The sequence below is a fragment of the Johannesbaptistia floridana genome (genome assembly GCF_057440575.1).
On record NZ_JALKVM010000063.1, the window covers coordinates 1 to 26,739 of the forward strand.

A 26,739-nucleotide genomic window follows, 5' to 3' on the forward strand; every position below is an offset into this window, starting at 1 on the left:
TTTTTGGTTCAAAAAAGTAAATATAAATACTTAAAAAAACTCATTACTCATTACTTCAAAACTCATTACTCAACCTGCACCAGTAACTTTGGATAAAGATGCAAGATCTGAGTTGTCCACTTTCCCTCCTTATCTTCCTTGTCTTCACCCTCACTACAATCTCTTGGTAAAAAACCTACCCAACGGGGGGATCTAATCGGCTTCTATATTTTTAGCATTTTTTAATAAATAAGAGGAAAGCGGTAACTCTAAAGTAAAGATTTGGAGTCTAAATAGAAGGAAGAATTACCTGAGCCTCTTATATTACATCTTAACATAATCTGGCGAAATTTGCCAAGTATTCATCCAAACTTAATATTACTCATTGGTTTTTGGGGAACAATATCTTTCTATCTCCTCTAAATAATTGTCTACTTGTTTAAACCACTCACTTTCTGTTGTTTTAAATTCAGCCACTACAGAATTTACCAAAGCTTCCCACTCTGGGTCATTTTTTGGGATAATCATACCGTAATAATCACAAGTTATCGGTTTTTTCGGTACTAAATCATAGTTTTCGTCAAAAGGAATTCCTAGGACTATAGCTTCTCCTAAAAGCAGAATGCCATCACTAGCCATAGCAGCGATTCTATCTTGTATAACTGCTTCTACACCTCTTTGTCTTCCGGTTTCTCCTTGGAATAAAACAATATTAGCCTCTGGATATTCTTCTCTTAGATATGTTTCTGTTGTGGTATTTCTTAGCACACCAATGGATGGGTTTGTATTAAATTCTAAGTTTCCTATATTTTCTCTGGTTTTTTTTACTAAAAACTGGGTACCTGTGGTAAAAAAAGATTGAGAAAAAGTCACTTGTTGTTCTAAATCATCTCTAATGGTATTAGGACCGCATTCTAAATAAACAATATTATCTTCTACTAATCTAAAACGATTAACTACTGTAGATTCTACGAGTTTAACAATAATAATATTTTCTTCTAATTCTGCAACAATTTTCTCCTTTAGCAGGGCAAAAAAATCAATACACAATCCACTCAAATGTCCTTGATTATCTCTATATCCGAAGGGAATAGCATCTTCTCTAATTCCGAGAGTTAATATTCCCTCCTGCCTAATCTGTTCTAATACAGTTTGAGCGGCAACAGGTCCACTGTAGATGTTGACACTGATTATTGCCCCTAAATAAACTGCTGGCAATTTTTTTCTATGGTTTTGGCATAGCTGCCATAATTGTTTCAGGATCGATGACAACAATGATTCCAGCATTTTTTTTAATCCAATATCCTCTTAAAAAAGGGGCTAATTCCATACTTACACTTGATGCAGGGGGAGATTCAATTAAGTCTGGGTTACATAACTCAATATCTTCTGCTTGATTGACTACTAATCCTAGTTTTTGTCCAGTATTTTTTGTGCCTGAGTGAATAACAACTGCTTGGTGATTAGATTTAGCATAATTTTGTTGATACCAAGGAGTTAAACCCACTAAATGACCTAAATCTACTATCCAGAGTATCTCTCCACGCCAGTTATATACTCCCATTGTCCAAGGGGGCATTTGAGGAATAGGCACTATTTTTTCCACAGGAATTTTTAAAACTTCGGTAACTTGGGCCAAACTTAGCATCATCTTGGTATCTGGCACTAAACTGACACGCAGGAATTGTTCTAAGTTTGATTGAGAGTCTGTTTCTGTGTTTTCTTTTTCTAAGTTAGGATTTTCAAAAAATTGAGAGAACATAATTTTATTTTCAATTAAGCATTGATTTAAGCATTGATTAATTGTTTCACTGTACGCATAAATTCTTCTTCATTTATTGGTTTAAATAAGTAAGCCTCAGCTCCCTGTTTCATTCCCCAAAATTTATCCATTTCGCTGCTTTTAGTTGAGCACATGACGATGGGAATTTTTTTCGTGGTTTCCTGACTTTTTAAGTATCTGCATATTTCAAATCCACTACGACCCGGTAAGACCACATCTAGTATGATGAGAGCAGGAATATTAGTTTCAATCTTCTCTAAGGCTTCTTCTCCACTCTTCGCAACCATTACGTCAATTTCTAGTTTTTGTAAATATTCTGTAATAATTCTCCTTTCAAATTGTGAATCTTCTACGATAAGAACTTTCTTCATGATTACTTATTAACCTCGATAATGATATATCTTTTATGAGTATATCCCCTGTCTTAGATGTTTACGTATCACCTTGATTACTACTTCTCCGTTAACCGGTTTACTTAAGAAATCAGATGATCCTACCATTTTCGCACGTACTCTGTCCACAATTCCATCATTTCCTGTGAGAATAATAATAGGAGTATGACGGAAAAATGAAAGTTTCCGTAATTGACCACATATTTCGTAGCCATTGGCGTTGGGCATAATCAAGTCTAAAAAAATTAAATCAGGTTTTTGCGCTAAGAGGGTGGCGATCGCTCTCAAGGCGTCACTAACCCCAACAAACTTATATCCTGCATGGGTCAAGATTCTTTCCATACTTTTACATACCGAAGGACTATCATCAACACAAGCAATTAATTGTTTATCTTTGCTGATGGAGTTTGAGATCAAAGTTGGTACTTCTGGTAAATTAGGAGATGGTTGATCTGGTACTTGAATTAATTTTATTAATCCTTCCTGAATATATGGTAGTAGAGAGCGAGTTACTGTCAGTACATCTCTTTTCATCCTCACTGCTAAATCTCTTATGGTTTGATGACCATCTAGTAACTGACTGAGAGTGTTGTAGATTTTTGCTGAGGTTTTTTGTTGCAGTTGTTCTGGTTGAGATATAATTGGAGCCATATCTGGCACTCGATCTGCTATTTTTGCTGCTTGCCAGGATTGCCACAGTTTTTCTACTTCCCCCACTACCTGTTCGGCGTCTATTAGTACTAATCGAGTGGATAAATTTTTTTGAGAGGTCAGTTTTCCCCGTACTTGTGTTGCTTGGATAACATCAAAGAGAACTTCTATAATTGTTGCTCTAATCATTTTAGCTGCTTGTTCCAGGGTTATCTTTTGCTCTTCCACCCATACACATAGTAGTTTGTATTCCCAACACATTGCTAAATCTTCACTCATCATGATATTATCAAGATCTGATTGAATAGCGTTGACGTGGTTAGGTAGATTCGGAAAATAAATAGATAGATTGCGCCGCCATCTTCTCATGGGATGAACTCCCCCTGTGGCGTATACTATTCTCCCTAAATATAAATAAAATCTCCAGCTAATATTATCGTTTGTGGTAAATTCCAATTGACCGCTATATCTCGGTTGCTTAAGGGTATCGAAGAAATCAGATTGCTTACCAGCCTTTAATTCCCGAAGTGAGATATGATTATTACCGGATTGTTCCATATTCATCTTTAGTTTTTTTCTTAATTTTAGTAACTTATTTTTTTTTTTTATTTACAGTTTATATAATTCCCTAAATTTTTTTAACTATCATAATAGTTAACATACTTTTATATTCTTATATTTTATCATCTCAAGGTCTATTTATAAAGCAAATCCTCTAAAATAACTATTACTGTATATTTTCTTATGTAAGTGTGCTCATGTTTACCTATAACTGAAAAAAACTCTAAAAAGCTTGTAATGGCGCTTCCTCATTCTTGATTGTAAGAGTAATATAATATGTCTATAGCCATTATTAACCTGTTGATACTGTTGCCTGTCACTCAAGCCTATAGGTTCTAATCATTTTTTGTCTTGTCATAACCAATATAGAAAAAAGCAATATTCAACTTCATTCAACTCTTAGTCAGACGTTGGGCCGTCCAAGCTGCGCGGCTTCAGCCCGCAGAAGTTGACGCAAACCAATTAGAATAAAGAAATAGACCGTTAAGTTTTTTCTTTATCTCTGCGCCAAAGATTGATAAATCCATGAGTTTAAACTATTTTCTAATTTGGGTTATCTGCCTTTCTTGCACGGTATCATTAGGCCGTCTCATTTTTTTTTCTATCAACCCTAGTCGAGGTTGGATAATTGTTTATGCTTTTATTTTAATCATTACTCTCAGCTTAGTTTATGTAATACCTACTAGAGCCGGATTAATTGGAGGAGCGCTTTGGGGCTTATTTTTAATACTACCTACTAAAGGTTTAGCACAAGTAAACCAGTTGAGAAACCAACAACGTTATCGAGAAGCCTATCGAATGGCTGCCTATATGCGTTGGTTACATCCGGCTGATGGTGTGTTAGAAGAACCCAAATTCTTACAAGCTTTGTCTCTAGCGCAACAGGGAAAATTAGAACAAGCCAAAATGCTCCTCAATAGTTTCAAGAGTCTGCCTCGGGAATTAAATTGTCAAGCAGAAGTATTAATCTACTCGATGCAGGCTAAATGGCAAGATTGCTTAGATCTAATTCAGGAGAGATTGCCTTATAAACTGATTTTTCAAAACAAATCTCTGACTATCTATTATTTACGTGCCTTAGGTGAAACAGGTAATTTAAATGACTTAATTCAAGGAGTGGGGTTGTGTGAGAATCGCTGGGAAAAAGGAGGAAATTGGGAAACTTTATATTTTTTGCAGATGATGGCTTTAGCCTTTGCTGGAAAAAAAGCAGAAGTGAAACAGCTATTTAACACTTTTTTAAGTAGATACCCAGCTTCTGTAGAACGTTTTTGGTTTTTGACCGCGGTTATGGCGCACCAAGATGGTGAGTTGGTTAGAGAAGAATTTACCCATCTTAAACAGAATCAAGATTGGATTTTAAATCAAGAAATTGACTGGCGCCTAGCAAATCCTCCCAATCATCAACAGCAGTTGAGTTATTTATCTCAACAAATTATGGCTAATATTGAAAAACAATTAGCAGAAGATCGTTTAGAAAGTCAATTAGTAGCTTTTGATTCCCAGCCTGCCTATTTGACTTATGTTCTGATTGGGATAAATTTAATTATGTTTGCTGTAGCTTTAGACCAAGGTGGAAGCCGCAACGTACAAATATTGTCTCAAATGGGAGCATTGATTCCTCAATTTGTCCTACTTGGTGATTGGTGGCGTCTAATTACTGGAAATTTTCTTCATTTTGGCTGGGTTCATTTAGCGACGAATATGTTAGGACTAAGTTTTTTAGGTCCCTTTGTGGAAGCAAATTTAGGTAAAAAATATTATTTGTTCCTCTATTTAACTTCCGGGATAGTGACTATGGGAATTTTAACTGTTTTGGCGGTGAAAACAGGCCAGGAACAGCAAATTTTTGTAGGTGCTTCGGCGGCGATTATGGGACTATTTGGCTGTGTCTGTGCAATTTTCGTGAAAATATACCAAAAAGGTCAGTATGATTTTGCCTTGAGAAAACTGAGATTGATTATTTTGGTTTTAGGAGTACAATTTATCTTTGACTGGGTAACTCCACAGGTTAGCTTTGTGAGTCATTTGTCTGGGTTAATTATTGGCTTTTTACTAGGATTGATTCTGCTGTCAACTCGGGATAAATCCAGCAATGCTATAAAATGAAAAAAGTTACCCAAAAAATTAAGTAAAATTAGACTATGTCAATTTTAGCAGCGATCGCCGTCTTAGCGATCCTCATAATAGTACACGAGTTAGGTCATTTTCTCGCTGGAAGATGGCAAGGTATTTATGTCAATAGGTTTTCTATTGGTTTTGGTCCAGCTTTACTAAGCTACCAAGGCGAAAAAACCGAATATGCTCTGAGAGCCTTTCCTTTAGGAGGTTATGTTGGGTTTCCTGATGATGACCCCGACAGTGATATCCCCAAAGATGATCCCAATCTTCTCCGCAATCGTCCAATTTTAGATCGAGCAATTGTTATTAGCGCTGGAGTCTTAGCCAATTTAGTTTTTGCTTATTTAGTTTTAGTACTACAAGCGGGAACATTTGGATTTCAACAAATCGATTATCAACCAGGAGTAATTGTTCCTGAAGTTCTCACCAGAGGAACTACCGTAGCTGCTGACTCAGGCTTACAAGATAAAGATGTCATCTTAGCTGTAAATGGTGAAACTCTAGATGCTTCCCCTACAGCAATTAATACCCTCAGAGAAGCCATCCAAGAATCTCCTAACCTGCCTATCGATTTTATCATCGAAAGAGGCGAGTCAAAAATTTCACTCACCATAACACCAGTAGAAGATGCCAATGGACAAGGCAAAATTGGCGTGATGTTAGCTCCTCACGGAGAACCTATTAACATTCGGGCTAAAAACCCCCTGGAGGCTGCAAAAATGGGAGCTGAGGAATTCCAAAGAATTATTACACTAACCGCTAAAGGATTCAGTCAATTAATTCTTAACTTCAAAGAAAATGCTCAACAAGTAGCAGGTCCTGTAGCTATAGTAGCAGTGGGAGCGCAATTAGCAGAAGATAACTTAGGTAATTTAATGCAGTTTGCCGCTTTGATTAGTATCAATTTAGCAATTATCAATATCCTACCTCTCCCCGCTTTAGATGGTGGCCAGCTATTTTTTCTCTTGATAGAAGGAGTTAGAGGTAAACCACTCCCCACAGGCGTACAAGAAGGAATTATGCAAACAGGTTTAGTTCTCCTGTTAGGTTTAGGTGTATTCTTAATTGTTAGAGATACAGCAAATTTAGCCTTTTTTCAGCAACTATTTCAATAAATGAGCACCCAAGACTTAAAAAGGGCGAGCAAGGTTCAGCGAGCCCTGCTCATCTTAGAGTTACTGAAGGAAACTTACCCTAAAGCAACCTGTACCCTCGATTATCAAACTCCTCTACAGTTACTAGTGGCTACAATCCTATCAGCTCAATGTACTGATGCTAGGGTTAATCAGGTTACTCCCAATTTATTTAAGCGCTTTCCTGATGCTATATCTTTTGCTCATGCAGATTTAGCTGAGTTAGAAGAGTTAATTCGTACCACAGGATTCTATCGTAATAAGGCTAAAAATATTCAGGGGGCTTGTAACTTGATTGTGAGCAAATTTGCCGGAGAAGTTCCTCAAACAATGTCTGAGTTACTTACTTTACCAGGAGTCGCCCGAAAAACCGCTAATGTGGTTTTAGCTCACGGATTTGGTATTATCGAAGGTGTGACCGTTGATACTCATGTCAAACGTCTGAGTAAACGTCTTGAGTTGAGTTTACAGGAAAAACCAGAAAAAATTGAATCTGATTTGATGCAACTCCTACCTCAGCCTGAGTGGGAAAATTTTTCTATTCATCTTATTTATCATGGACGTGCTGTCTGTAAAGCTAAAAAACCTGACTGTGGTAGTTGTATTATCGCTCATCTGTGTCCTAGTTGCCTTTCATTTTCCTGAAAAAATAAGTTACAATGGCAGATGGTGTCTATAAACAAAAGGATAATATGGCCAAAAAATCAATGATTGAACGAGAAAAAAAGCGTAAGCGTCTCGTAGATAAATATAGTCAAAAAAGACAGGAATTAAAGAAACAATTTGACTCCGCTACTTCTATGGGGGAAAAAATCGAAATTCATCGTCAAATTCAACAATTACCCCGTAATAGCGCCCCTAATCGTGTACGTAACCGTTGCTGGGTAACTGGGAAACCCAGAGGTTATTATCGTGATTTCGGTCTATGCCGTAATGTTTTACGAGAGTGGGCACACGAAGGCTTGCTTCCTGGAGTAGTTAAGTCTAGTTGGTAAAACGGATTTTCCCACGGCAGCTATTCCCGTGGGTTTTGTTAAGGTGAGTAAACAATGTGCGGAAAACTGCCCCTATTCTCCACAACAAGTGTTAACTCCTAAACTCTCAAGAATTAGGTCACTTACAGCATTGGCAATGGCAAACTCACCATAAAAGCTTTCTGTAAAGTTGAAACTCTGCATCTCAGTGACAATAGCAATCACTAAAGAGCCTAAATCGTTTTCTCCCTCTAAACGCTGTCTGACAAAAATTTGAGCTGCTCTTGTGGCAATTTCTTCATGAATGGCTTCGGGAATAAATTCTGCATCTAGCCATTGGTGCAAACTAGCTTTTAGCCACATTTGTTCTAGCTCAGCATCTTTTAAGGGTGGTAAAGTAATTGATGAAATAGGTTGAACGTCCATTTGTGAGTGCTGAAATTAGTTGTCTTTTCCTTGAGAGTTTATGTTAGCATAAAACAACTATCATCACTCGGTTATGTCTTCAGAAATAAAAATAGGCGATCGCGTCAAATTAACTAAATCACCTTCCTATTTTAAAACCGCAGAACCTATGCCAATGTTGCGCCCCCCTAACCTAGTACCAATCGGTGAGGAAGGTGTGGTCATCTCTCGTAGCCCAGGCGGTTATTGGGGAGTTAAGTTTCCTAAGGGTAATTTCTGGATAGATGCTGAATATCTAACAATCATCCCCTCAGACACTAACTAGGGTATTAAAAACTGTAAAGCTAGACCTGCTACACCCTGAAGTAAATTCATCATATTAGGTCCTGGGTCTTTCATTTCTGTACCCTCTCGCGCTACTTGCATAGCTTGTAAAAATTGGGTAGAGGTTGTATAACCTTCAGTATCATTGTTTTGTTCGTATAGCAAGGCCGCTTTTTGGGCATCTTCCGCCGCCGCTACATCATTACCCATGTGATATTTAGCTAATCCTCGTCCGAGATACGCAGAGGCAAAGTTAGGATCTAAACTAAGAGCACGATTGAAATGCTCAATAGCTCCTTGGTAATTACCTTTTTGAGTTTCTTGCATTCCCCATTCTTGAAACTGCTCAATACTTGCGGCGTAAGTAGGTATGCCTACCGCTCCATCCATATAGGAGTTGTTGAGACTGACATCAACTAAATTAGAATCATATAAATAAGCTTTTCTTAAATCAGTTCCTTGTAAATTAGCCCCCTGTAAATTAGCCCCTGTCAAATTAGCTCCATAGAGAGATGCACCTCGTAAATCAGCTCCACTTAAATCAGCTCTACTGAGATTAGCCTGGCTTAAATTGGCATTGACTAAATTAGCACCTCTGAGATTGGCACCAGCAAGATTGCTCATTACTAAGCCTGAGCCCATTAAATCGCACATAGGACATTGTTTTGTGGATAGTAACTGGCTGAGATGGGAAAGATTCTCTGCTAAAATGGGGGTAGATAAACCCAAAAACAAAGTTGTTGCTAGTATAATTTTTTTCATGATCGCGACTCAGTTAGATTATAGTTTATATTGTTTACTGATATCCTAATTATATTCTAACTGAGGTTATGCACTTGTATATTAGGCATATATAGCAATTCTCATACTGGTGAGGGTTGAGTAATGAGTAATGAGTTTTGAAGTAATGAGTAATGAGTAAGAGAATTAATGCGATCGCGCTTAAAAATTAATTCTCTTACTTCAAAACTTCAAAACTTAACCACAACCAGTAACTTTGGGTAAAGATGCGAGGGTCTGAGTTTTAGGTGTTGGGTTCTAAATTTCCTGAAAATAATTCAAAAAACTTGACAAAAATTAACAATTTATTTTATCATCAAAGACAATAGTAAAATAATTATATTAAGATTAGCTAAGTTTAGGGTTAAAACAGTGCTACTATCTGAATCACAATTATAGTTGATAAGGATTAGAAGTGTTAACCAGGAATTTTGATTTATTTAACATAGGCATATACAGCAGCAATAAACCTCATACCTAGAGTATTATGCCTTTACTCATTTTAGTTGTAGATGATGACCTAGCCATACGGGTAACAATTAGTGATTCTCTAGAATTAGCTGGTTACTCAGTAATTAGTGCTAAAAATGTTCAAGAAGCGTTGGGTAAATTAGAAACATATCACCCACATCTCCTGATATCTGATATTAAGATGCCAGGAAAAGATGGTTATGAATTAGTTAAACAGATACGTAAGCGCCCCCAATATAGGCTACTACCAGTAATATTTCTGACGGAGCGAAATTCTACTCAAGAAAGAATTCAAGGCTACAAAGTGGGTTGTGACGTCTATCTGGCTAAACCATTTGAAATAGAAGAATTGAGAGCAGTAATTCGTAATCTCTTGGAGCGATCGCAAATTATTCAGGCAGAGTGGAAATTTGAAAAGCCAGAATTTGAGCCAGACAATACAGAAATGAGATTAGAGTCATTAAAGCTAACCCCAAGAGAAGTAGATGTGTTAAATTTGCTGACTCTAGGTCTTTCTAATATAGATATAGCTGAAAAACTCCACTTAAGTCCTAGAACTGTGGAAAAATATGTAAGTAAACTATTGAGAAAAAGCGAAACTAGTAATCGAGCTGAATTAGTGCGTTTCGCCTTAGAAAATCAATTAGTTAATTAGATAGTTATAGAAGGAAGAGAGATATGTTGTTTAAGGACTTGATTGAGATGAAAATCTCTTTCTAGTAAACAAGCATGACCACTTTCGGGGACAAAAATTAGTTGAGCATTAGGGAGTTGCTCATGTAGTTTTCTGGCTTCAGCTTCAGAAGGAAGTAGGCGATCGCTGCCACAGGCTATGATTAAAACTGGTAGCTCTAAAGATTTCAGTTTTTCCTTTGCTAAACTAAAAGTTTCTAGTAAATAGAGACGCCAACTAACTACATGAGAAGGAACACTTCGCATTGCTGTTAACAAAGCTTCGCGATCAGCAGAATCTACTCTATCTAAAGCAATCAAGAAGGGTAAAAAAGCCAGATGAGACAGAGAATAGAGAAAATTAGGGATAGAGCGAGTAATGGGAATACCCCAACCTAACCAAGGGCGCTGTATAAAGCTAGAAGCTGAGTTAATTATAATTAGCTGCTGAAATAATTTAGGTTCTTTCACTGCTACTGAGAGGGCTAAACAAGAGCCAAAAGACTCCCCACAGAGATATACTGGACATTTTGGTTGTAATTCTCTTTTAATGAGAGCGATCGCCTTTTTACTCAGAGTTTCCCAATCATCGAGATTATGCTTGGGAATGCGAAGACAGCGCAAGTTAAATGATTTTTTTAATCCTTCTATTTGTTTATGTAGTAATTCGCCTGTTCCATCCATTCCTGGAAAAAATATTAGTAAAGGTCGGTTAGGAGAATCGGATACAGGACGAATAAAACTTAAATTGTTGTTCATTGAGTGATTTAAAAAAGTTAAATTAATTATGCTTTTAATATTTATATTTTACACTGACAAAAATAGCATTTAGCATTAATTCTGTAACTCATTACTTCAAAACTTCAAAACTTCTTACTTTAAGACTTCAAAACTTATTACTCATTACTCATTACTCATTATTCATCCACAACCAGTAACATTAGGTAAAGATGCGAGGGGTGCAATAAACTTACTCAAAATTGCCAGCGAAAGCGGAGAGCGCCTTAGAGGCTGTTTTGTGGTCAATAATCTTGAGTTATTGGGAGGCGCTCTCCGCCACTTCACAAGTTATTTGTGACCCCAAACCATTAACTGGTAAAGGCTGGCAATTTTGAGCAGGTTTTCTCTCGCGGTCTGAGTTAAATACCCCTAAAACCATTTTCTGCTTCTAAAGATACGGGAGTAGGAGGTAGATTATCTCTAGATTGTAGAGATTGGTGTCTAATACCAATTTGATTAAGAATAATTCCGATTAAAATGATTAAGCCCCCTAAATATTGGGCAGATGTGGGTACATCTCCTAAAATTAAATAGGCGGCGATTATTCCAGCTATAGGGTTAAAAGAGTTAGCCAGAGATATTTCTGAAGCCGTTGTACTTTTCAAGCCAGCAAACCAAGAAAGTTGACCTAATACCACAATAATCAGACTATAAAATAACATCCATCTCCAGAGTAGGGGAGAAAAGATATCCATAAAATGTTCTGGACCAAATAAATAAATTGCTGTTACAAAGAAAACTAAAGTACCAATCGCAGTTCTAGCAATATTAAATAAACCTAAAGGAACTTTTTGTAAACTAACTTTACTAAGTATACCTCCTCCGGCGGCGGCGATCGCCCCCACCCCTGCCATTAATTCTCCTTTGCCTATGCCTAACATTTGAGTGGCTATTTCTGGTGTTGAGCTAAAAATAGTCACTACCACCCCTAAGAAAGAAATTACTGCCCCTGCTACTACCCATTTATTTACTTTTGCCTGGAGAAAAACTATTGCTAATGCTAGAGATATAGGAGGCTCAATTCTACTAATCAAAATAACATTATTCACATTAGTTAATTCTAAAGCCATAAAAATCAAAGCTGGGGCTAAAGCGCCGGAGAAAATTGCTACTATTACCAAGCTTATCCAATTTTTTACTGATAATTGCCGAATAACCCTAAGTTTTATTTGTTGATTATAAAGCACTAAAAAAGCTGCTAGGGCGCATAAATTGCCCACAAATAAGACATTACAGAAAGAAATAGGATTTCTCCCAGCTATAGTATTTTCAGCGCCAATTTCAGTTAATTTGCGTGTCACCGCATTAGCAGCGCCAAAGATAATGACACCTATAAGTAAATAAGCTCTTCCCGGAATTTTTCTTAACCAATTCATTAATCACTTTTTATCTTAAATTAGAGATTTTATTTCTAATGCGGCTATTTTTGCTGCATCTTGAAATGGAAGTAAAACCAAATCAGCATTTTTTTGTATGAGTATATGTTTTCTGTTTTCTATATGGGTAGTCAAAGCTACTTTACCTCTAAAATGATGTTCTTCTAGACTATGAAGTAAACTGAGACTAAGGTCTTCCCTAGGAATAGTACTCACCACCCAACTAGTTCTATCTAAGGGTAACATATTAGTAAATTCTGGTTCTTCTGCATCTCCATATACAGTGTGGAAACCTTTTGCCCGCCACCACTTAACTACTTGTGGATTAAAATCTACACCCAACACTACTAGATTTTCTTCACATAAATATTCAATCAAACCACCACCATATCTCCCTAAACCAAAAACAATTACATCAATTTTGCCTTCATTTAATTCGGATAAATCCCCTAAACTTTCTTCACTAGAATGGTCAATGTGACGCTCAAAAATATCGAGATAGGGGGCTAACTTTTGATAAATATTATGAGAGTCCATAATTAAATAAGTAGAGATTCCCATAGTAATCAAGGCAACTAAAGTAATTAATCCCACCACCTCTGGGGTAATATGTCCTAAATTTAAGCCTAGAGTCGCTAACAGTAGAGAAAACTCGCTAATTTGACTCAAGGAAAGACTAGTGATTAAGCTAGTATAGCGGCGATAGCCCATCAAGCCGACTAAACTGATAATGATTAAAGGTTTTCCCAGTAAAACAAACACAGAAAAGATTAAAGCAGGTATAATTTCTGCACTCAGATGTTGAATATCGATATGAATGCCTAAATTGATAAAGAAGAATAATAATAAAAAATCTCTCAAACTCATCAATCTTGCCCCTAAAATCGCCCGGTAATGGGTTGAAGCTAGGGAAACTCCCGCTAAAAAAGCACCAACTTCGCGACTAAAATCCAAAGCCGAAGCTAAGGCAGCTAAAGCTATTGCCCAAGTTATAGCAAAAAGTACTAATAATTCTACAGATTTAGCCAAATGGTTCAGAATTTTAGTCAAGAGATAGCGAGTGATTAAAGCTATTACTGAGAGAAATCCTATTGCTTTGGTGATGATTATTAAGGCAGTAGTTAGCCAACTGGTATTTTCTGAACCAGAAGCCCAAGCACTAAGGGCTATCATCAGCAGTATAACTACTATATCTTGGATAATTAGTATACCTACAGCGATGCGACTATGTAGAGCATCTATTTCTTTTTTATCTGACAGTAATTTAACGATGATAATGGTACTAGAAAAAGTCAAAGAAATTGCTATGTAAAAAGCTGGTATTGTTTCAAAACCAAATAACCAAGCAATTAAATAACCAATGACTCCAGTGAGAAAAATCTGACTTACACCACTAAGTATAGCCACATGACCAACAGCTTTAATTTCATTGATATCGAGTTTGAGACCAACGACAAATAATAAAATAGCGATACCCAACTCAGCAAATAATTCTATTTCTTCCGAGGCTGAGATTAATTGTAAACCCGCAGGACCCACAATTATCCCTACAGAAATAAAAGCAATGATTAAAGGCTGTTTAAAAAAAAGGAATAAAGCACCGACAAAAGTAGATACAATCAGCAAAAGCGTAATTTCTGTAAAGATGTTATTTAGGGTTAGCATGAGTTTATAAGTAGTTATTTAGTAACAAAACGCCGTCGGAGCACACAAAGGATTGGTGTTTGAAAATAAGGAAGCATAGATAGCATCATTGTACTGTAAGCATTTCTCTTTTTGCTTCTCTCTCTTGGTGCCTTCTGCTATATTTTGGCAAAATCTTCGAGGATTAACTGTAATTTTTCTATATAATTTAACAACTTTCTAGGTTGGGTTGACTCAGATATTGCATCTTTATCCAAAGTTACTTGTGGATGAATAATGAGTAATGAGTCTTGAAGTAATGAGTAAGAAGTTTTGAAGTAAGGAGTAAGGAGTTTTGAAGTAAGGAGTAAGGAGTTTTGAAGTAATAAGTAATGAGTTTTGAAGTAATAAGTAATGAGTTTTGAAGTAATGAGTTAAAGAATTAATGCTCAACGCTTAAAAATTGGTATACCTTTGCAAGATATAATGCGAAAAAAAAATGAACTTTTTCTGAGGTTAATTTAGTACATAAGTACTGGTGCAAGATATGGGTTGAGGCACGAAACCCAACACTAACTTTATGTATAACTTTTGATGATGACGCTGTATAATTTAACAACTTTGTAGGTTGGGTTGAGGCACGAAACCCAACACTAATTTTATGTATAACTTTTGATAATCACGCTATATAATTTAGCAAGAGACAAAAAACCAATTAATTACATGACTACTGTAATATTTGTTCACGGCACATCGGTAAGAGAACCAGATTTTTCAGAAACACTCAACCAAGTCCTGTAGGGTGCGTTAACGAAGTGTAACGCACCATAAGTTATGTAGTAAGCAAGATTTTATATTAAAATAAATAAAATATATTAGTCCTGTAGGGTGCGTTAACGAAGTGTAACGCACCGTATGTTATGTAGCTAAAGTCCTGTAGGGTGCGTTAACGAAGTGTAACGCACCATAAGTTATGTAGTAATCAATATTTTATATTAAAATAAATAAAATATATTAGTATTTTAAGTTAATTAAATATTATTGGTGTTAAATTTTTCCAAACTAATTTATATGATATATGAATAGACATGAGCTACTTAAAATTTTAAAACGTATGACAGTAAGTCAGTTTAAGGAATTAGTATTTAGTTTAGAAGTTCCTAAACAATATTTGCCAAGTGGGAATACACCACAGGTAGAACAAGCTATCGCTTTACTAGAATGGGCAGAATCACCCTTTGGTTGTACCTTAAAAAAGGTTGAAAAATCTTTACCAATACCTCATGACCTTATCGATAGTGTTTGGAATGATTTTACTCAAGTTATTTCTCAACTTGAAGATAATCTGATTGAGGGTTTAGTTAAACAATTTTTGTTTGAATATTATCCAGATACTCATAGTATTTGTTCTGATTTGTATAAAAACAGTTATGAATTAAAAGACAATAATTTTCTGCTCCTGAAATATATTATCCAGATGATTAGTGAGGAGAAAAAAAGAGAAGCTCAATTTCCTGTAATTTTAGAATTTTGTCAATTTATCTCTAAATCTAATCTAGATAAAATAGAACCAATTAAGTCTAAATTAAATGAATTTATAGAAACAACAGCTAAAAAGTTAAACATCAGTCTTGATATAGTTACAGAGTTTAATTGCAATACCCTTTATTCCCAAGGACTTCCCTATTTAATTATTCTTTTTGAAAAAGACTTAGAAGATAGCAGTAAAAATCAGTCTCAAAATAAATTTGATCTTAACTTAAAACCTGAATTATGCTTTCAAGAACAAGTTAATTCTGAAACAAGTAAAGTTTGTAAACATATTAACAATCAATCTATACCAGTTAATGAAACTAATATTTACCAAGAAATATATAAGCTAATCAAGGAGACTCATAAATGCTTGTTATATTTTAAAAATACAAATGAGTTAACTATCGAGTTATTTTTACCAAAAGAATATTTAATTAATTCAAACTTTATTCCAGAAGTAGAAAAACTTCCCGATAATGATGACCCCAATCCTGGCTGGTTTGGTTCTAGATATAAATTAGTTTTTCGTAGCAGTGAGCGTTTTGATATTGAAAATCCAGAACGTTATATTCAATTACTGAGTAAATGGAAGATTTTAAAAGAATTAAGTTGCCAAGATTCCCTGTGTGAAAACACTATTAAAGAGAAAACATACTGCCTAGAACAACCAAATAAAAAAAAGTGGATAAAGTTACCTCAAAAAATATCTCAATCTATTATTAGCCTTAGTTTAAATTGCCCTTTACTTGAGAAAAGTCACCATAGTAATATAGACAGTTTTTTCATTAATATATGGCGTTGTGGGATTCCTTTGGCATTTTGGTTGAGAGGAAATTTGTTAAATAATTTAAAACTTAGAGAAGCAGAAATAATAAGTAAAACTGAATTTGAAGATTTACTAACAGTAGAAAATCTAAGAGACTATGATAGACTGTGTGAGAATATTAAGAGTATTCGAGATGATGCTTATGTAGAAACCACAGAAAATAGACATCAAGAATATTTAGGCTATCACCTCGGTTTTTTATTTGATAATCCCTATCGCTTACATTCTAAGTTGGATATTGATTGGGGTGGAGATACTTTAGCATTTGATGTTTAAATATCGTTTAAATATAAGGAGTAAGTTTATGACTCAATGGTATTTATTTGAAGGAAAGGGAAAAAGACAAGAAAATTTAAGTCCAGATGACATTAATCAACTGCGAGAGAAACTGAAAAAGATTGAAGCGCCTCCTTGGCGACAATTTGGACAAGAAAAGGATTTCGTCACCAGTAATTCAGATACCAATGAATCAACAACCCCAGGAGAATCTAACTCTACAGAAAACCAAGCAGAAACCATTGATAAACAACGCTTTGACAAATTGGTTGAATTAGCTATTAGTAAAGAAAGAGAAATCAAAAAAGGAAAGAATTTCCGACTCTCAGATTCTCCAAAAGCCATCGCCGTGAGAGATGGTGTAAATGCGGCTATTTATTTAAGAAGACCACTATTAGTTACAGGAAATCCAGGATCTGGGAAAACTTCTTTAGCTTATGCGATCGCATACGAGTTAAACTTGGGTCCAGTGCTATCATGGTCAATTACAGCACGTTCTACTCTACAAGAAGGATTATATCGTTATGATGCGATCGCCCGTCTTCAAGATGCTAACAATCCTCAAGTAAAAGAAAAACAAATTGGAGAATATATTAAATTAGGACCAGTAGGCACAGCATTTTTACCTTCTTATTTACCTAGAGTACTTTTGATAGATGAGATAGACAAAAGTGATATTAACTTACCCAACGACTTATTAAACTTATTTGAAGAGGGACAATTTGAGATTCCTGAATTAGTCCGAAATTCTCAGAATCAGGAAAAAGACAAGTTATTTGTATCTGAAGTTCAAACACAAGATGAGAATATTAATGTTGCGATTAGAGGAGGAAGAGTAAAATGTTTTGCCTTTCCGATTATTATCATGACTAGCAATGGAGAGAGAGATTTTCCTCAAGCTTTTAAAAGACGATGTTTACGGGTAAGAATGCCAGATCCTAACACTCATGAATTAGAAGAGATTGTTACCGCTCATTTCGGAGAAGACTTATTTAATAGTAAAATAAACGAAATCAATGAACTAATCAAGTATTTTATTCCTGACGAAGGAGAAGATAGAGACAAGGCAACAGATCAACTTCTGAATGCTATATATGTACTTACTAATGAAGATAGTCCTAAAAATGAAGAAAAAAGACAAGAAATTAGAGATTTATTAATGAAACCTTTAACGGATAGCGAATGGGAATGATTAAGAATGCGCGAATGAAGAATACCCGCATCCAGTTTATATACCCCAGTAGTAATTATAGGTTCGTAGTTGGACTTTAGTCCAATAGACAAACGAATGAAAAATTAAGAATTAAGAATGTAGAATGATTTTGTAAGTATTTATACTTGATTTTTAGTTATAAAAATCTATTTAGTCATCAAATAAATAAACTTTTCCGGTATTATTTTACAAGAAGGATTATATCGTGATGATGCGATCGCTCATCTTCAAGATGATTTAGAATAGGCGAATGTAGAATTTAGAATGAAAATATGGAACAATTAGCAAATCAGAAACTCAAGCAAATTATTTCTTGTTTAAATACCCAAAGTGATTTAACAGGAACAGATATTGCTGATGTTTTTTGGTTAGCCTTAAAACAAAAAGAATGTTTAAATCTCAATCATAGCAAGAGTAGCAATTATCAAAAATCAAATATTCTTTTATTTTTATTCTCTATTTACTTTGAGCAATTAGCAACCTATTTATTTCTGCTATTAATTATCTGTTTAATTTTATTTTTCCTTGAAAATCGATTATATCAATTAGCTAGATTATTTTTAAATGATAGTTCAATTCAAAATCCAAAGCCTTCACCAACACCAGATAATAACAATCAAGATAAAACACCAATCTCTCCCCATCAAGATACTGTAGACAAACCAGATTCTTCTCTAAAAGGAAAAACTATACCCATCAGACATATTGACCCCCCATCCCTACGAAAACCCTTAGAATTTGCTAAAGCTTTACGACCACTAATGCAAAAGATAGATTCTGGGAGAAGAACAATTCTTGATGAGATAAAAACTGTAGAAAAGACCGCTAAACATGGTATTTGTTTTCCAGTATTAACCAGTCAACCTGAACCTCTATTTGATTTAGCTCTAATTATAGATGAAAATTCGTCTATGGTTTTATGGCAACATTTTGTTAAAGATTTACAACAATTAGTAGAACATTATGGCATTTTTCGAGAAGTTTCCACTTGGGGATTGGCTGTAGATGATGAACAAAAAGTAACCCTGGTTAATCGCAAAAATAAAAAAGCTAAAGTTAAAAATCCAGAAGAAATAATCGACCCTCTAGGAAGAAAATTAATTATAATTGTCAGTGATTGTGTGGGACAGAGATGGTTTGATGGCAGTCTTTTAAAAAGCTTAAAAAACTGGAGTAAATATCAACCCGTAGCTTTATTGCAGATTTTGCCCCACAGTCTGTGGTTAAGAAGTGGATTAAAACTGGGTGCTGCTGTTAAATTTACTAATTCTACTAGGGGTAATTGTAACCAAAATTTACTCATTAGAGAATTACTGATTTGGAAAGATTTTGATTTAGAACAAGGAAGTAAAATACCAGTTTTTACAGTAGAAATAGAAAGTTCCGAAACAGATGAAGTTAATAATTGGAGTGTGAGTAATTGGAGTAAGTTTGTTATGGGAAAACATGACCAAACTATCACAGGTTTTATTTTCCCTTCGGAATCAGAATTTATGCCTTTGCCACAATTACAATTACCTCAAACTAAAATAGCTGAATTAAATGGAGAACAAAGAATCGAGCGTTTTCGTCGTATTTCTTCGCCTCTCGGGAGAAAATTAGCAGGATTATTAATGGCTTCACCAGTTATTACATTGCCCATAGTTCGTATCATTCAAGAACAATTTTTAAATGAGTCTTCATCTGTACATATTGCAGAGGTCTTTTTAGGGGGAATACTCAAACCCTTAACGGAAATCACCCCAGATACAAATGCTGATAGTGTGATTTATGATGTTGCCGTTGAAGATATTAGAACTCAATTATTGAATGATGCGCCTTTTCGAGATTCAGAAATGATTTTTTGGACCATATCTGATTATATCGAACGGAAATTAGGAAAGTCTCTACGAGAATGTGTTGCTTCTTTAGTTAAAGAGTCTAAATCAGCAACGAACAATATTACCTTAGAAAATGTTTATGCTCAAATATCTCGCCAAATACTCAGCAATTTGGGAGAAAATTATGCTAATTTCCTGGAAGAAATATCAAAACTCAAGTTTGTCGGTGAAACAGTATTTGTCGATAAAAAAGGAGAAATAATAAGGAGAGAGTCAGTAGAAGCTTTTTATTTTGAAGAAGTATTAACAGAAGGAATTCAACTAAACATGATGGATATACCCGCAGGTGAATTTATCATGGGTTCTCCAAAAACTGAAGAAGATAGTTATGATAGTGAAAAACCTCAACACAGAGTTACTGTATCACAATTTTACCTAAGTCAAACTCCCATTACTGAATCTCAGTGGCAGTTTGTGGCCACCAGACTACCCCAAGAGGCTAGGAAGTTAACGGCAAGACCATCTAATCGAGGAGATAATCATCCAGTTACCTATGTAAGTTGGTACGATGCTGTGGAGTTTTGCGCCCGTTTGTCTCGTTACACAGGGAGAAATTATCGCTTACCCAGTGAAGCCGAGTGGGAGTATGCTTGTCGGGCTGGAACCACAACCCCTTTTCATTTTGGCGAAACTATTAGATATGATTTAGCTTGTTATAATAGTAAGTATGTTTATCAAGAAGAGACGGCAGGTGAACGCCAATCTGGAACAATACCTGTAGGAAATTTTTATCCTAATGGTTTTGGTCTTTACGATATGCACGGAAATGTGTTAGAATGGTGTGGAGATTCTTGGAATAGTAATTATCAAGGAGCTCCTGACAATAGTAGAGTTTGGGATAATAATTTTAATTATTATAACGACTACTTAAATAATCTTATTACACTTCTAAAGGTAAGTAGCACAAAAGTAAGGCGTGGTGGTTCTTGGGACTACAACCCGAGGTTCTGTCGGTCTGCGTATCGCAACGACAGCGTCCCCGGCCTCGTCAACGACCTCATTGGGCTCCGTGTCGCATGTTTTGCACGGGTATTTTCTTAATGCTTATTCCCTTTTTCCCTTAAAAAATAGTAGATCAAATATAACTATTTGGTTGTATAGATATAAAGCAATAATAGTTAAGTTGAGATGTAGTGGAATGCGCGAATTATTTTTTAACTATTTATACTTATGATTGGGGACACAAATCCTTTTAGCCACCAAATAAATAAGTTTTTTCCTGAGCTAATGAAAGTACATACGTTCTGGTGAAAAATCTGAGTTGATCGCCTCTTGTCAAATATAATCATCCTGTGGTTCAGAAATAAGATGATGTTGGGTTTCGTTCCAAGGGCCCAACCTACAGAGTGCTACAAAGTTAAGGGGGCGAGAATCAATTTTTAAGGGGTTAGGATCAATTCTTTTACTCATTACTTCAAGACTTCAAAACTTTTTACTTCAAGACTTCTTACTCATTACTCATTACTCATTACTCATTACTCATAATTCATCCCCCACAAGTAAATGAGTGATAAAGATGCTTTGGTCTGAGAATAAGATGATGTTGGGTTTCGTTCCAAGGGCCCAACCTACAGAGTGCTACAAATTAAGGGGCGATCGCCTGTTGTGAAGAACACTGAGATATAAATCTTCATCTTTCCGCCCTCATGGAGACTCTCGCTAAACCTCTCATCAGGTTAGCGATGAGAGGAAAGGAGGGACATAATTTATGTTGCAACACAAGCAGCATCTAACCAATGAGTTTTAGGTAAATTTCGTTTGGTTCTATTGTATTTGGTTAAACCTCCTGAACCTGTTTCTAAATCTAAACCAAATGCTTTTAAGCGATTAAATAATGGACAACGAGTCGAATTAACAGCAGTAGTTTGTAGGTTGGGTTGAGGCACGAAACCCAACACTCTGACTGAAACTATTGTATAGCTCCGAGAGAGGGGGAGCTCACAAGGGTAGATTTTTTACAAAGAGCTTGTAGTCCTGTAGGGTGCGTTAACGAAGTGTAACGCACCATAGGTTATGTAGTAATCAAGATTTTATATTAAAATAAATAAAATATATTAGTATTTTCTGTTAATTAAATATTATTGCTGTTAAATTTTTCTAAACTAGTTTGTATGATATATGAATAAACATGAGCTATTTATAATTTTAAAACGTATGACAGTAAGTCAGTTTAAGGAATTAGTATTTAGTTTAGAAGTTCCTAAACAATATTTGCCAAGTGAGAATACATCACAGGTGGAACAAGCTATCGCTTTACTACAATGGGCAGAATCACCCTTTGGTTGTACCTTAAAAAAGGTTGAAAAAGTTTTACCAATACCTCATGACCTTATCGATAGTGTTAATTATGCTAATTTCCTGGAAGAAATATCAAAACACAAGTTTGTCGGTGAAACAGTATTTGTCGATAAAAAAGGAGAAATAATAAGGAGAGAGTCAGTAGAAGCTTTTTATTTTGAAGAAGTATTAACAGAAGGAATTCAACTAAACATGATGGATATACCCGCAGGTGAATTTATCATGGGTTCTCCAAAAACTGAAGAAGATAGTTATGATAGTGAAAAACCTCAACACAGAGTTACTGTATCACAATTTTACCTAAGTCAAACTCCCATTACTGAATCTCAATGGCAGTTTGTGGCAGGATTACCTCAAGAGGGAAGAGAGTTAAAGCAAAGACCATCTAATCGAGGAGATAACCATCCAGTCACCTATGTAAGTTGGTACGATGCAGTAGAGTTTTGTGCCCGTTTGTCTCGTTATACAAAGAGAAATTATCGCTTACCCAGTGAAGCTGAGTGGGAGTATGCTTGTCGGGCTGGAACCACAACCCCTTTTCATTTTGGTGAAACCATTAGATATGATTTAGCTTGTTATGATAGTCGTGTTGTTTATCAAGAAGAAGCAGCAAGTGAAAACCAGCCTCAATCAAAAGAAGTAGGAAATTTTTATCCTAATGGTTTTGGTCTTTACGATATGCACGGAAATGTATTAGAATGGTGTGGAGATTCTTGGCATAGTAATTATCAAGAAGCTCCTGACAATAGTAGAGTTTGGGATAATGATTTTGATTATTATAACGACTACTTAAATAATATAAGTAAACTTATAAAAGTGAGTAATAAAAAAGTAATGCGTGGTGGTTCTTGGAGCTACTACCCGAGGAACTGTCGGTCTGCGTATCGCAACAACTTCAACCCCCGCCTCGACAATGTCTTTATTGGGCTTCGTGTCGCATGTTTTGTACGGGTATTTTCTTAATGCTTATTCCCTTTTTACCTTAAAAAATAGTAGCTTAACTATGATTATCTGATTATATGGTTATAGAAAATAATAGTTTAGTTGGGATGTATTGGAATGCGCGAATGCGCGAATTATTTTTTAACTATTTATACTTATGATTGGGGACACAAATCGTTTTAGCCACTAAATAAATAAGTTTTTTCCTGAGCTAATGAAAGTACATAAGTTCTGGTGGAAAATCTGAGTTGATCGCCTCTTGTCAAATACAATCATTCTGTGGTTCATAAATAAGATGATGTTGGGTTTCGTTACCTCAACCCAACCTACATAGTGCTACAAAGTTAAGGGGCGATCGCCTGTTGTCAAATATAATCATTCTGTGGTTCATAAATAAGATGATGTTGGGTTTCGTTCCAAGGGCCCAACCTACAGAGTAGTACAAAGTTAAGGGGCGATCGCCTCTTGTCAAATATAATCATCCTGTGGTTCAGAAATAAGATGATGTTGGGTTTGGTTACCAAGGGCCCAACCTACAGGCTACCTTCTTACTCATTACTTCAAAACTTATTACTTCAAAACTCATCTAACGGTGCGTTACGGGCTTCGCCCGCTTCACACCCTACAACTACAAATACTTTTATAGTGTTGGGTTTCGTGCCTCAACCCAACCTACAGGCTGGTGGTGGTTGAGTAATGAGTAATGAGTTTTGAAGTAATGAGTTAATGCTAAACCTTTTAAAATTTGTTGACCCTAAAGGTGTATTCAGTATTTTTGTTCTCCTGATGCGATTTTAGGCAAAAGAGAAATGAACTTTTTCTGAGGTCAATTTAGTACATAAGTACTGGTAGAAGATGTGAGTAATACCTAAACAAATTTTTTATCGTCTTTTCTTAACATTTAAGATTTTAAAAACCAGAGGAAAAAGCTATAATTAGCTGTTTAGTTGTAATTTAATTTAAAATAAACATGGCTCGTGCTAATAAAGTAGTTCTCGCTTATTCTGGTGGAGTAGATACCTCCGTTTGTATCCCCTATTTAATGGAAGAATGGGGAATCAAAGAAGTAATAACCCTAGCGGCAGACTTAGGACAAGGGGAAGAACTCGGTCCAATCAAAGAAAAAGCCCTAAGATGTGGTGCTTCAGCCTCTTTAGTGGTTGATGGAATTGAAACTTTTGTCAAAGAGTATGCTTTTCCTGCGATTCAAGCTAATGCCCTCTATGAAAATCGTTATCCTCTATCTACAGCTTTAGCCCGTCCGTTAATCGCCAAAATGCTAGTAGATGCGGCGGCGGAATACGGCGCAGATGCAGTAGCCCACGGTTGCACAGGCAAAGGTAATGACCAAGTACGCTTTGATGTAGCGATTATGGCTCTAAATCCAGATTTAAAAGTTTTAGCGCCAGCAAGAGAATGGGGGATGAGTCGGGAAGAAACCATCGCCTATGGAGAAAAATTCGGGATTGAATCTCCAGTGAAAAAATCTTCACCCTATAGTATAGACCGTAACTTACTTGGGCGTAGTATAGAAGCAGGACCTTTAGAAGATCCCATGCACGAACCCCCCGAAGAAATATATCTAATGACTAAGGCGATCGCTGATACTCCCAATGAACCAGAGTATATAACTATTACTTTTGAAGCTGGTATCCCAACTCAAGTTAATGGTCACAGTTTAGATCCTATTCAACTAATTACTGAAGTGAATATGATAGCTGGTAATCATGGAGTTGGACGTATTGATATGGTAGAAAATCGGGTGGTAGGAATTAAATCCCGTGAAATCTATGAAACTCCTGCTTTATCCGTGTTAATTGCTGCCCATCGTGACTTAGAGAGTTTAACTTTAACAGCAGATGTGACTCAATATAAGCGTGGATTAGAACAAACCTATACAGAATTAGTCTACAAAGGTCTTTGGTTTAGTCCCCTCAAAGAAGCTTTAGATGCTTTTATTCTCAAAACTCAAGAGCGGGTTTCTGGAGTAGTTAGAATCAAATTCCACAAAGGCAATGCTATTATTGTGGGACGTGAATCAGATAATTCTATTTATGCCCCAGATTTAGCTACCTATGGGTCTGATGATGAATTTGACCATCGCGCCGCTGAAGGCTTTATTTATGTTTGGGGATTACCCACTAAGGTTTGGTCTCGCAAACTAAAAGGTTAATTAGTACTAAATGTAGGGTGCGTTAACCTGCGTGTAACGCACCGTTAATTATCTCGTGTTCAAGATCAACGAGGTTCGTAGTTGGACTAAAGGTCCAAAAGATAGCTCAAGATAGGGCAAAAAGCCAGCGAGGTTCGTAGTTGGACTTTAGTCCAAAAGACATAGAAAAGATTAGAGTTACAAGTAAGATTTCCAGGTTTAATAGGGCTAAAGCCCTACTACAAACTCATCGCTATTGAAAATATTCAACAGAGAGTAACGCACTGTTAATTATCTCGTGTTCAAGATCAACGAGGTTCGTAGTTGGACTTTAGTCCAAAAGATATAGAAAAGATTAGAGTTACCAGTAAGATTTCCAGGTTTGATAGGGCTAAAGCCCTACTACAAACTCATCTGTAAACTATACTGTTAGCTTAAATAATAATTATTTATTTGAGTGGGCAATTCAAACATGAAATCTTCTTTATCTAAAGGTATTCTATATGGTATTAGCGTTGGTACCGGAGATCCTGAATTAATCACTGTCAAAGGCTTAAAAATACTGCAACAATCTCCTGTGGTAGCTTTTCCTCTAGGGAGAGATGGTAGAGAGGGGATAGCAGAAAAAATTGTTAAACCCTGGTTAAAAACTAGTCAGCACAAATTACCTCTTTACTTTCCTTATGTGCAAGATATGCAGGAATTAACCTCAGCTTGGCATCAAGCAGCTACTGAGGTAAGTAAATATTTGAATAATCAGCAAGATGTGGCTTTTGTTTGTGAGGGAGATATTAGTTTTTATAGCAGTTTTACCTATTTAGCTCAAACTCTGCAACAACTAGATCCAACTATACAGATAGAAATGATTCCTGGAGTAACAGCGCCAATGGCTGCCGCTAATGCTTTGGGTATTCCCCTAACAATTCGGGAACAGCGTTTGGCTATATTACCAGGATTATATAATCTATCAGAGTTAGAAACAGCTCTAAAATGGGCTGATGTGGTAGTTTTAATGAAGTTTAGTGCTGTTTATTCTCAAGTTTGGCAAGTTTTAGCTAAATATCAACTATTAGAGAGTTCTATGATTGTGGAAAAGGCAACTTTACCAGAACAAGTTATTTATCGTAATTTGTGCGATCGCCCTAATTTAGATCTTTCTTACTTTTCTTTACTCCTCATTTTTAACAATAATTGCCTCGAAAAGTAAATGGATATACTTAGATCTTGCACCTTTGCCAAAAGTTGCTGGTTGTGTTTGAGTAATGAGTTTTGAAGTAATGAGTAATGAGTAGTATTAGTAGCCTGTAGGTTGGGCCCTTGGTTACGAAACCCAACATTATATTAGTAGTAGGGTGCGTTAGGCTGTCGTTATCTTTGGGACATCACAAGTAAGATAACGGATTGCCGTAACGCACCAAACATGAGTAATGAGTAATGAGTAACGAGTAAGAAGGTAGCCAGTAGGTTGGGTTGAGGCACGAAACCCAACATTATATTAGTAGTTGTAGTGATTGAATTTTGAAGTTTAAAGTATTAACTCTTGTAGTAGAAATAAAAAGGGCGCAAGCCTTGCGCCCCTACTACACCAATAACT

At 35.9% G+C, this 26,739-nt stretch carries 22 protein-coding genes; 12 read left to right on the forward strand and 10 right to left on the reverse strand.

The genetic code is table 11. The annotated features are described in order from the left end of the window. Positions 1-357: 357 nt before the first annotated feature. Genes MW688_RS04630 through MW688_RS04645 form a run of 4 tightly spaced genes read right to left on the reverse strand, consistent with a single transcriptional unit; the run spans position 358 to position 3,369 of the window. The gene (locus MW688_RS04630) at positions 358-1,197 is read right to left on the reverse strand and encodes an amino acid ABC transporter substrate-binding protein (protein WP_486734748.1); all 840 of its coding nucleotides are present in this window, start codon (positions 1,195-1,197) and stop codon (positions 358-360) included. Between the two features lie 7 nt (positions 1,198-1,204). Beyond that, on the reverse strand, positions 1,205-1,741 hold the full coding sequence (locus MW688_RS04635) for a chemotaxis protein CheW (RefSeq protein WP_486734749.1): 537 nt from the start codon (positions 1,739-1,741) through the stop codon (positions 1,205-1,207). A gap of 26 nt (positions 1,742-1,767) precedes the next feature. Further along, positions 1,768-2,133 (reverse strand): response regulator transcription factor, encoded by a 366-nt coding sequence (locus tag MW688_RS04640; protein WP_486734750.1) that lies wholly within the window; start codon positions 2,131-2,133, stop codon positions 1,768-1,770. Between the two features lie 33 nt (positions 2,134-2,166). Beyond that, positions 2,167-3,369, reverse strand: a complete 1,203-nt coding sequence (locus MW688_RS04645; RefSeq protein ID WP_486734751.1) for a response regulator — start codon at positions 3,367-3,369, stop codon at positions 2,167-2,169. A 522-nt stretch (positions 3,370-3,891) separates the two neighbouring features. On the opposite strand from MW688_RS04645, the gene MW688_RS04650 reads away from it, so the two are divergent. From MW688_RS04650 to rpsN, 4 genes are read left to right on the forward strand one after another with little or no spacing between them, the layout of a single operon-like run. Continuing rightward, a complete protein-coding gene (locus tag MW688_RS04650; protein ID WP_486734752.1) occupies positions 3,892-5,475 on the forward strand; it encodes a rhomboid family intramembrane serine protease in 1,584 nt (527 codons plus the stop codon). Positions 5,476-5,510: 35 nt separating this feature from the next. After that, positions 5,511-6,602, forward strand: a complete 1,092-nt coding sequence (gene rseP, locus MW688_RS04655; RefSeq protein ID WP_486734753.1) for an RIP metalloprotease RseP — start codon at positions 5,511-5,513, stop codon at positions 6,600-6,602. Beyond that, entirely contained in the window at positions 6,603-7,265 is a 663-nt protein-coding gene (gene nth / locus MW688_RS04660; protein WP_486734754.1) for an endonuclease III, read from the forward strand. A 47-nt stretch (positions 7,266-7,312) separates the two neighbouring features. Then, positions 7,313-7,615, forward strand: coding sequence for a 30S ribosomal protein S14 (rpsN, locus tag MW688_RS04665; protein WP_486734769.1), 303 nt, complete (start codon positions 7,313-7,315; stop codon positions 7,613-7,615). 72 nt (positions 7,616-7,687) lie between these two features. On the opposite strand, the gene MW688_RS04670 is transcribed toward rpsN, so the two are convergent. Further along, a complete protein-coding gene (locus MW688_RS04670) occupies positions 7,688-8,020 on the reverse strand; it encodes a hypothetical protein (RefSeq protein ID WP_486734755.1) in 333 nt (110 codons plus the stop codon). Between the two features lie 73 nt (positions 8,021-8,093). Here MW688_RS04670 and sipA point away from each other — a divergent pair, with 73 nt between their 5' ends. Continuing rightward, on the forward strand, positions 8,094-8,324 hold the full coding sequence (gene sipA / locus MW688_RS04675) for a regulatory protein SipA (RefSeq protein WP_486734756.1): 231 nt from the start codon (positions 8,094-8,096) through the stop codon (positions 8,322-8,324). On the opposite strand, the gene MW688_RS04680 is transcribed toward sipA, so the two are convergent. Further along, positions 8,321-9,085: a pentapeptide repeat-containing protein gene (locus MW688_RS04680; RefSeq protein ID WP_486734757.1), complete on the reverse strand. Its 765-nt coding sequence runs from the start codon at positions 9,083-9,085 to the stop codon at positions 8,321-8,323. The genes sipA and MW688_RS04680 overlap by 4 nt on opposite strands. A 505-nt stretch (positions 9,086-9,590) precedes the next feature. Between MW688_RS04680 and MW688_RS04685 the strand changes: the two genes are divergently transcribed. Continuing rightward, positions 9,591-10,229 carry a response regulator transcription factor gene (locus tag MW688_RS04685; RefSeq protein ID WP_486734758.1) on the forward strand — a complete coding sequence of 213 codons (639 nt, stop codon included), beginning with the start codon at positions 9,591-9,593 and terminating at the stop codon, positions 10,227-10,229. On the opposite strand, the gene MW688_RS04690 is transcribed toward MW688_RS04685, so the two are convergent. The 3 genes from MW688_RS04690 to MW688_RS04700 all read right to left on the reverse strand — a co-directional run bounded on the left by MW688_RS04690 (position 10,226) and on the right by MW688_RS04700 (position 14,067). After that, positions 10,226-11,005 (reverse strand): alpha/beta fold hydrolase, encoded by a 780-nt coding sequence (locus tag MW688_RS04690; RefSeq protein ID WP_486734759.1) that lies wholly within the window; start codon positions 11,003-11,005, stop codon positions 10,226-10,228. The genes MW688_RS04685 and MW688_RS04690 overlap by 4 nt on opposite strands. A gap of 380 nt (positions 11,006-11,385) precedes the next feature. After that, complete coding sequence (locus MW688_RS04695) at positions 11,386-12,402, reverse strand: DMT family transporter (RefSeq protein WP_486734760.1); 1,017 nt, start codon at positions 12,400-12,402, stop codon at positions 11,386-11,388. A gap of 15 nt (positions 12,403-12,417) precedes the next feature. Continuing rightward, the gene (locus tag MW688_RS04700) at positions 12,418-14,067 is read right to left on the reverse strand and encodes a cation:proton antiporter (protein WP_486734761.1); all 1,650 of its coding nucleotides are present in this window, start codon (positions 14,065-14,067) and stop codon (positions 12,418-12,420) included. A gap of 1,036 nt (positions 14,068-15,103) precedes the next feature. Here MW688_RS04700 and MW688_RS04705 point away from each other — a divergent pair. The 3 genes from MW688_RS04705 to MW688_RS04715 all read left to right on the forward strand — a co-directional run bounded on the left by MW688_RS04705 (position 15,104) and on the right by MW688_RS04715 (position 20,794). Continuing rightward, positions 15,104-16,660 carry a VMAP-C domain-containing protein gene (locus tag MW688_RS04705; protein ID WP_486734762.1) on the forward strand — a complete coding sequence of 519 codons (1,557 nt, stop codon included), beginning with the start codon at positions 15,104-15,106 and terminating at the stop codon, positions 16,658-16,660. Positions 16,661-16,688: 28 nt separating this feature from the next. After that, positions 16,689-17,852 carry an AAA family ATPase gene (locus MW688_RS04710; RefSeq protein ID WP_486734763.1) on the forward strand — a complete coding sequence of 388 codons (1,164 nt, stop codon included), beginning with the start codon at positions 16,689-16,691 and terminating at the stop codon, positions 17,850-17,852. A gap of 293 nt (positions 17,853-18,145) precedes the next feature. After that, a complete protein-coding gene (locus MW688_RS04715) occupies positions 18,146-20,794 on the forward strand; it encodes an SAV_2336 N-terminal domain-related protein (RefSeq protein WP_486734764.1) in 2,649 nt (882 codons plus the stop codon). 665 nt (positions 20,795-21,459) lie between these two features. On the opposite strand, the gene MW688_RS04720 is transcribed toward MW688_RS04715, so the two are convergent. After that, complete coding sequence (locus tag MW688_RS04720; protein ID WP_486734765.1) at positions 21,460-21,639, reverse strand: hypothetical protein; 180 nt, start codon at positions 21,637-21,639, stop codon at positions 21,460-21,462. Positions 21,640-21,871: 232 nt separating this feature from the next. On the opposite strand from MW688_RS04720, the gene MW688_RS04725 reads away from it, so the two are divergent. From MW688_RS04725 to MW688_RS04735, 3 genes are all read left to right on the forward strand, one after another. Beyond that, complete coding sequence (locus MW688_RS04725) at positions 21,872-23,014, forward strand: formylglycine-generating enzyme family protein (protein ID WP_486734766.1); 1,143 nt, start codon at positions 21,872-21,874, stop codon at positions 23,012-23,014. A gap of 949 nt (positions 23,015-23,963) precedes the next feature. Next, the gene (locus MW688_RS04730) at positions 23,964-25,166 is read left to right on the forward strand and encodes an argininosuccinate synthase (protein WP_486734767.1); all 1,203 of its coding nucleotides are present in this window, start codon (positions 23,964-23,966) and stop codon (positions 25,164-25,166) included. Positions 25,167-25,617: 451 nt separating this feature from the next. Next, positions 25,618-26,352: a precorrin-2 C(20)-methyltransferase gene (locus tag MW688_RS04735; RefSeq protein ID WP_486734768.1), complete on the forward strand. Its 735-nt coding sequence runs from the start codon at positions 25,618-25,620 to the stop codon at positions 26,350-26,352. Positions 26,353-26,739: the final 387 nt, after the last annotated feature.

Bases quoted from the DNA above. Each gene is read 5' to 3' on its own strand.
- MW688_RS04730 (WP_486734767.1), top strand. From the start codon at position 23,964: ATGGCTCGTGCTAATAAAGTAGTTCTCGCTTATTCTGGTGGAGTAGAT.
- MW688_RS04685 (WP_486734758.1), top strand. From the start codon at position 9,591: ATGCCTTTACTCATTTTAGTTGTAGATGATGACCTAGCCATACGGGTA.
- MW688_RS04650 (WP_486734752.1), top strand. From the start codon at position 3,892: ATGAGTTTAAACTATTTTCTAATTTGGGTTATCTGCCTTTCTTGCACG.
- MW688_RS04710 (WP_486734763.1), top strand. From the start codon at position 16,689: ATGACTCAATGGTATTTATTTGAAGGAAAGGGAAAAAGACAAGAAAAT.
- MW688_RS04640 (WP_486734750.1), bottom strand. From the start codon at position 2,133: ATGAAGAAAGTTCTTATCGTAGAAGATTCACAATTTGAAAGGAGAATT.
- sipA (WP_486734756.1), top strand. From the start codon at position 8,094: ATGTCTTCAGAAATAAAAATAGGCGATCGCGTCAAATTAACTAAATCA.
- rpsN (WP_486734769.1), top strand. From the start codon at position 7,313: ATGGCCAAAAAATCAATGATTGAACGAGAAAAAAAGCGTAAGCGTCTC.
- MW688_RS04690 (WP_486734759.1), bottom strand. From the start codon at position 11,005: ATGAACAACAATTTAAGTTTTATTCGTCCTGTATCCGATTCTCCTAAC.
- MW688_RS04705 (WP_486734762.1), top strand. From the start codon at position 15,104: ATGAATAGACATGAGCTACTTAAAATTTTAAAACGTATGACAGTAAGT.
- MW688_RS04645 (WP_486734751.1), bottom strand. From the start codon at position 3,369: ATGAATATGGAACAATCCGGTAATAATCATATCTCACTTCGGGAATTA.
- MW688_RS04680 (WP_486734757.1), bottom strand. From the start codon at position 9,085: ATGAAAAAAATTATACTAGCAACAACTTTGTTTTTGGGTTTATCTACC.
- nth (WP_486734754.1), top strand. From the start codon at position 6,603: ATGAGCACCCAAGACTTAAAAAGGGCGAGCAAGGTTCAGCGAGCCCTG.
- rseP (WP_486734753.1), top strand. From the start codon at position 5,511: ATGTCAATTTTAGCAGCGATCGCCGTCTTAGCGATCCTCATAATAGTA.
- MW688_RS04670 (WP_486734755.1), bottom strand. From the start codon at position 8,020: ATGGACGTTCAACCTATTTCATCAATTACTTTACCACCCTTAAAAGAT.
- MW688_RS04635 (WP_486734749.1), bottom strand. From the start codon at position 1,741: ATGTTCTCTCAATTTTTTGAAAATCCTAACTTAGAAAAAGAAAACACA.
- MW688_RS04725 (WP_486734766.1), top strand. From the start codon at position 21,872: ATGAATAAACATGAGCTATTTATAATTTTAAAACGTATGACAGTAAGT.
- MW688_RS04695 (WP_486734760.1), bottom strand. From the start codon at position 12,402: ATGAATTGGTTAAGAAAAATTCCGGGAAGAGCTTATTTACTTATAGGT.
- MW688_RS04735 (WP_486734768.1), top strand. From the start codon at position 25,618: ATGAAATCTTCTTTATCTAAAGGTATTCTATATGGTATTAGCGTTGGT.
- MW688_RS04715 (WP_486734764.1), top strand. From the start codon at position 18,146: ATGGAACAATTAGCAAATCAGAAACTCAAGCAAATTATTTCTTGTTTA.
- MW688_RS04700 (WP_486734761.1), bottom strand. From the start codon at position 14,067: ATGCTAACCCTAAATAACATCTTTACAGAAATTACGCTTTTGCTGATT.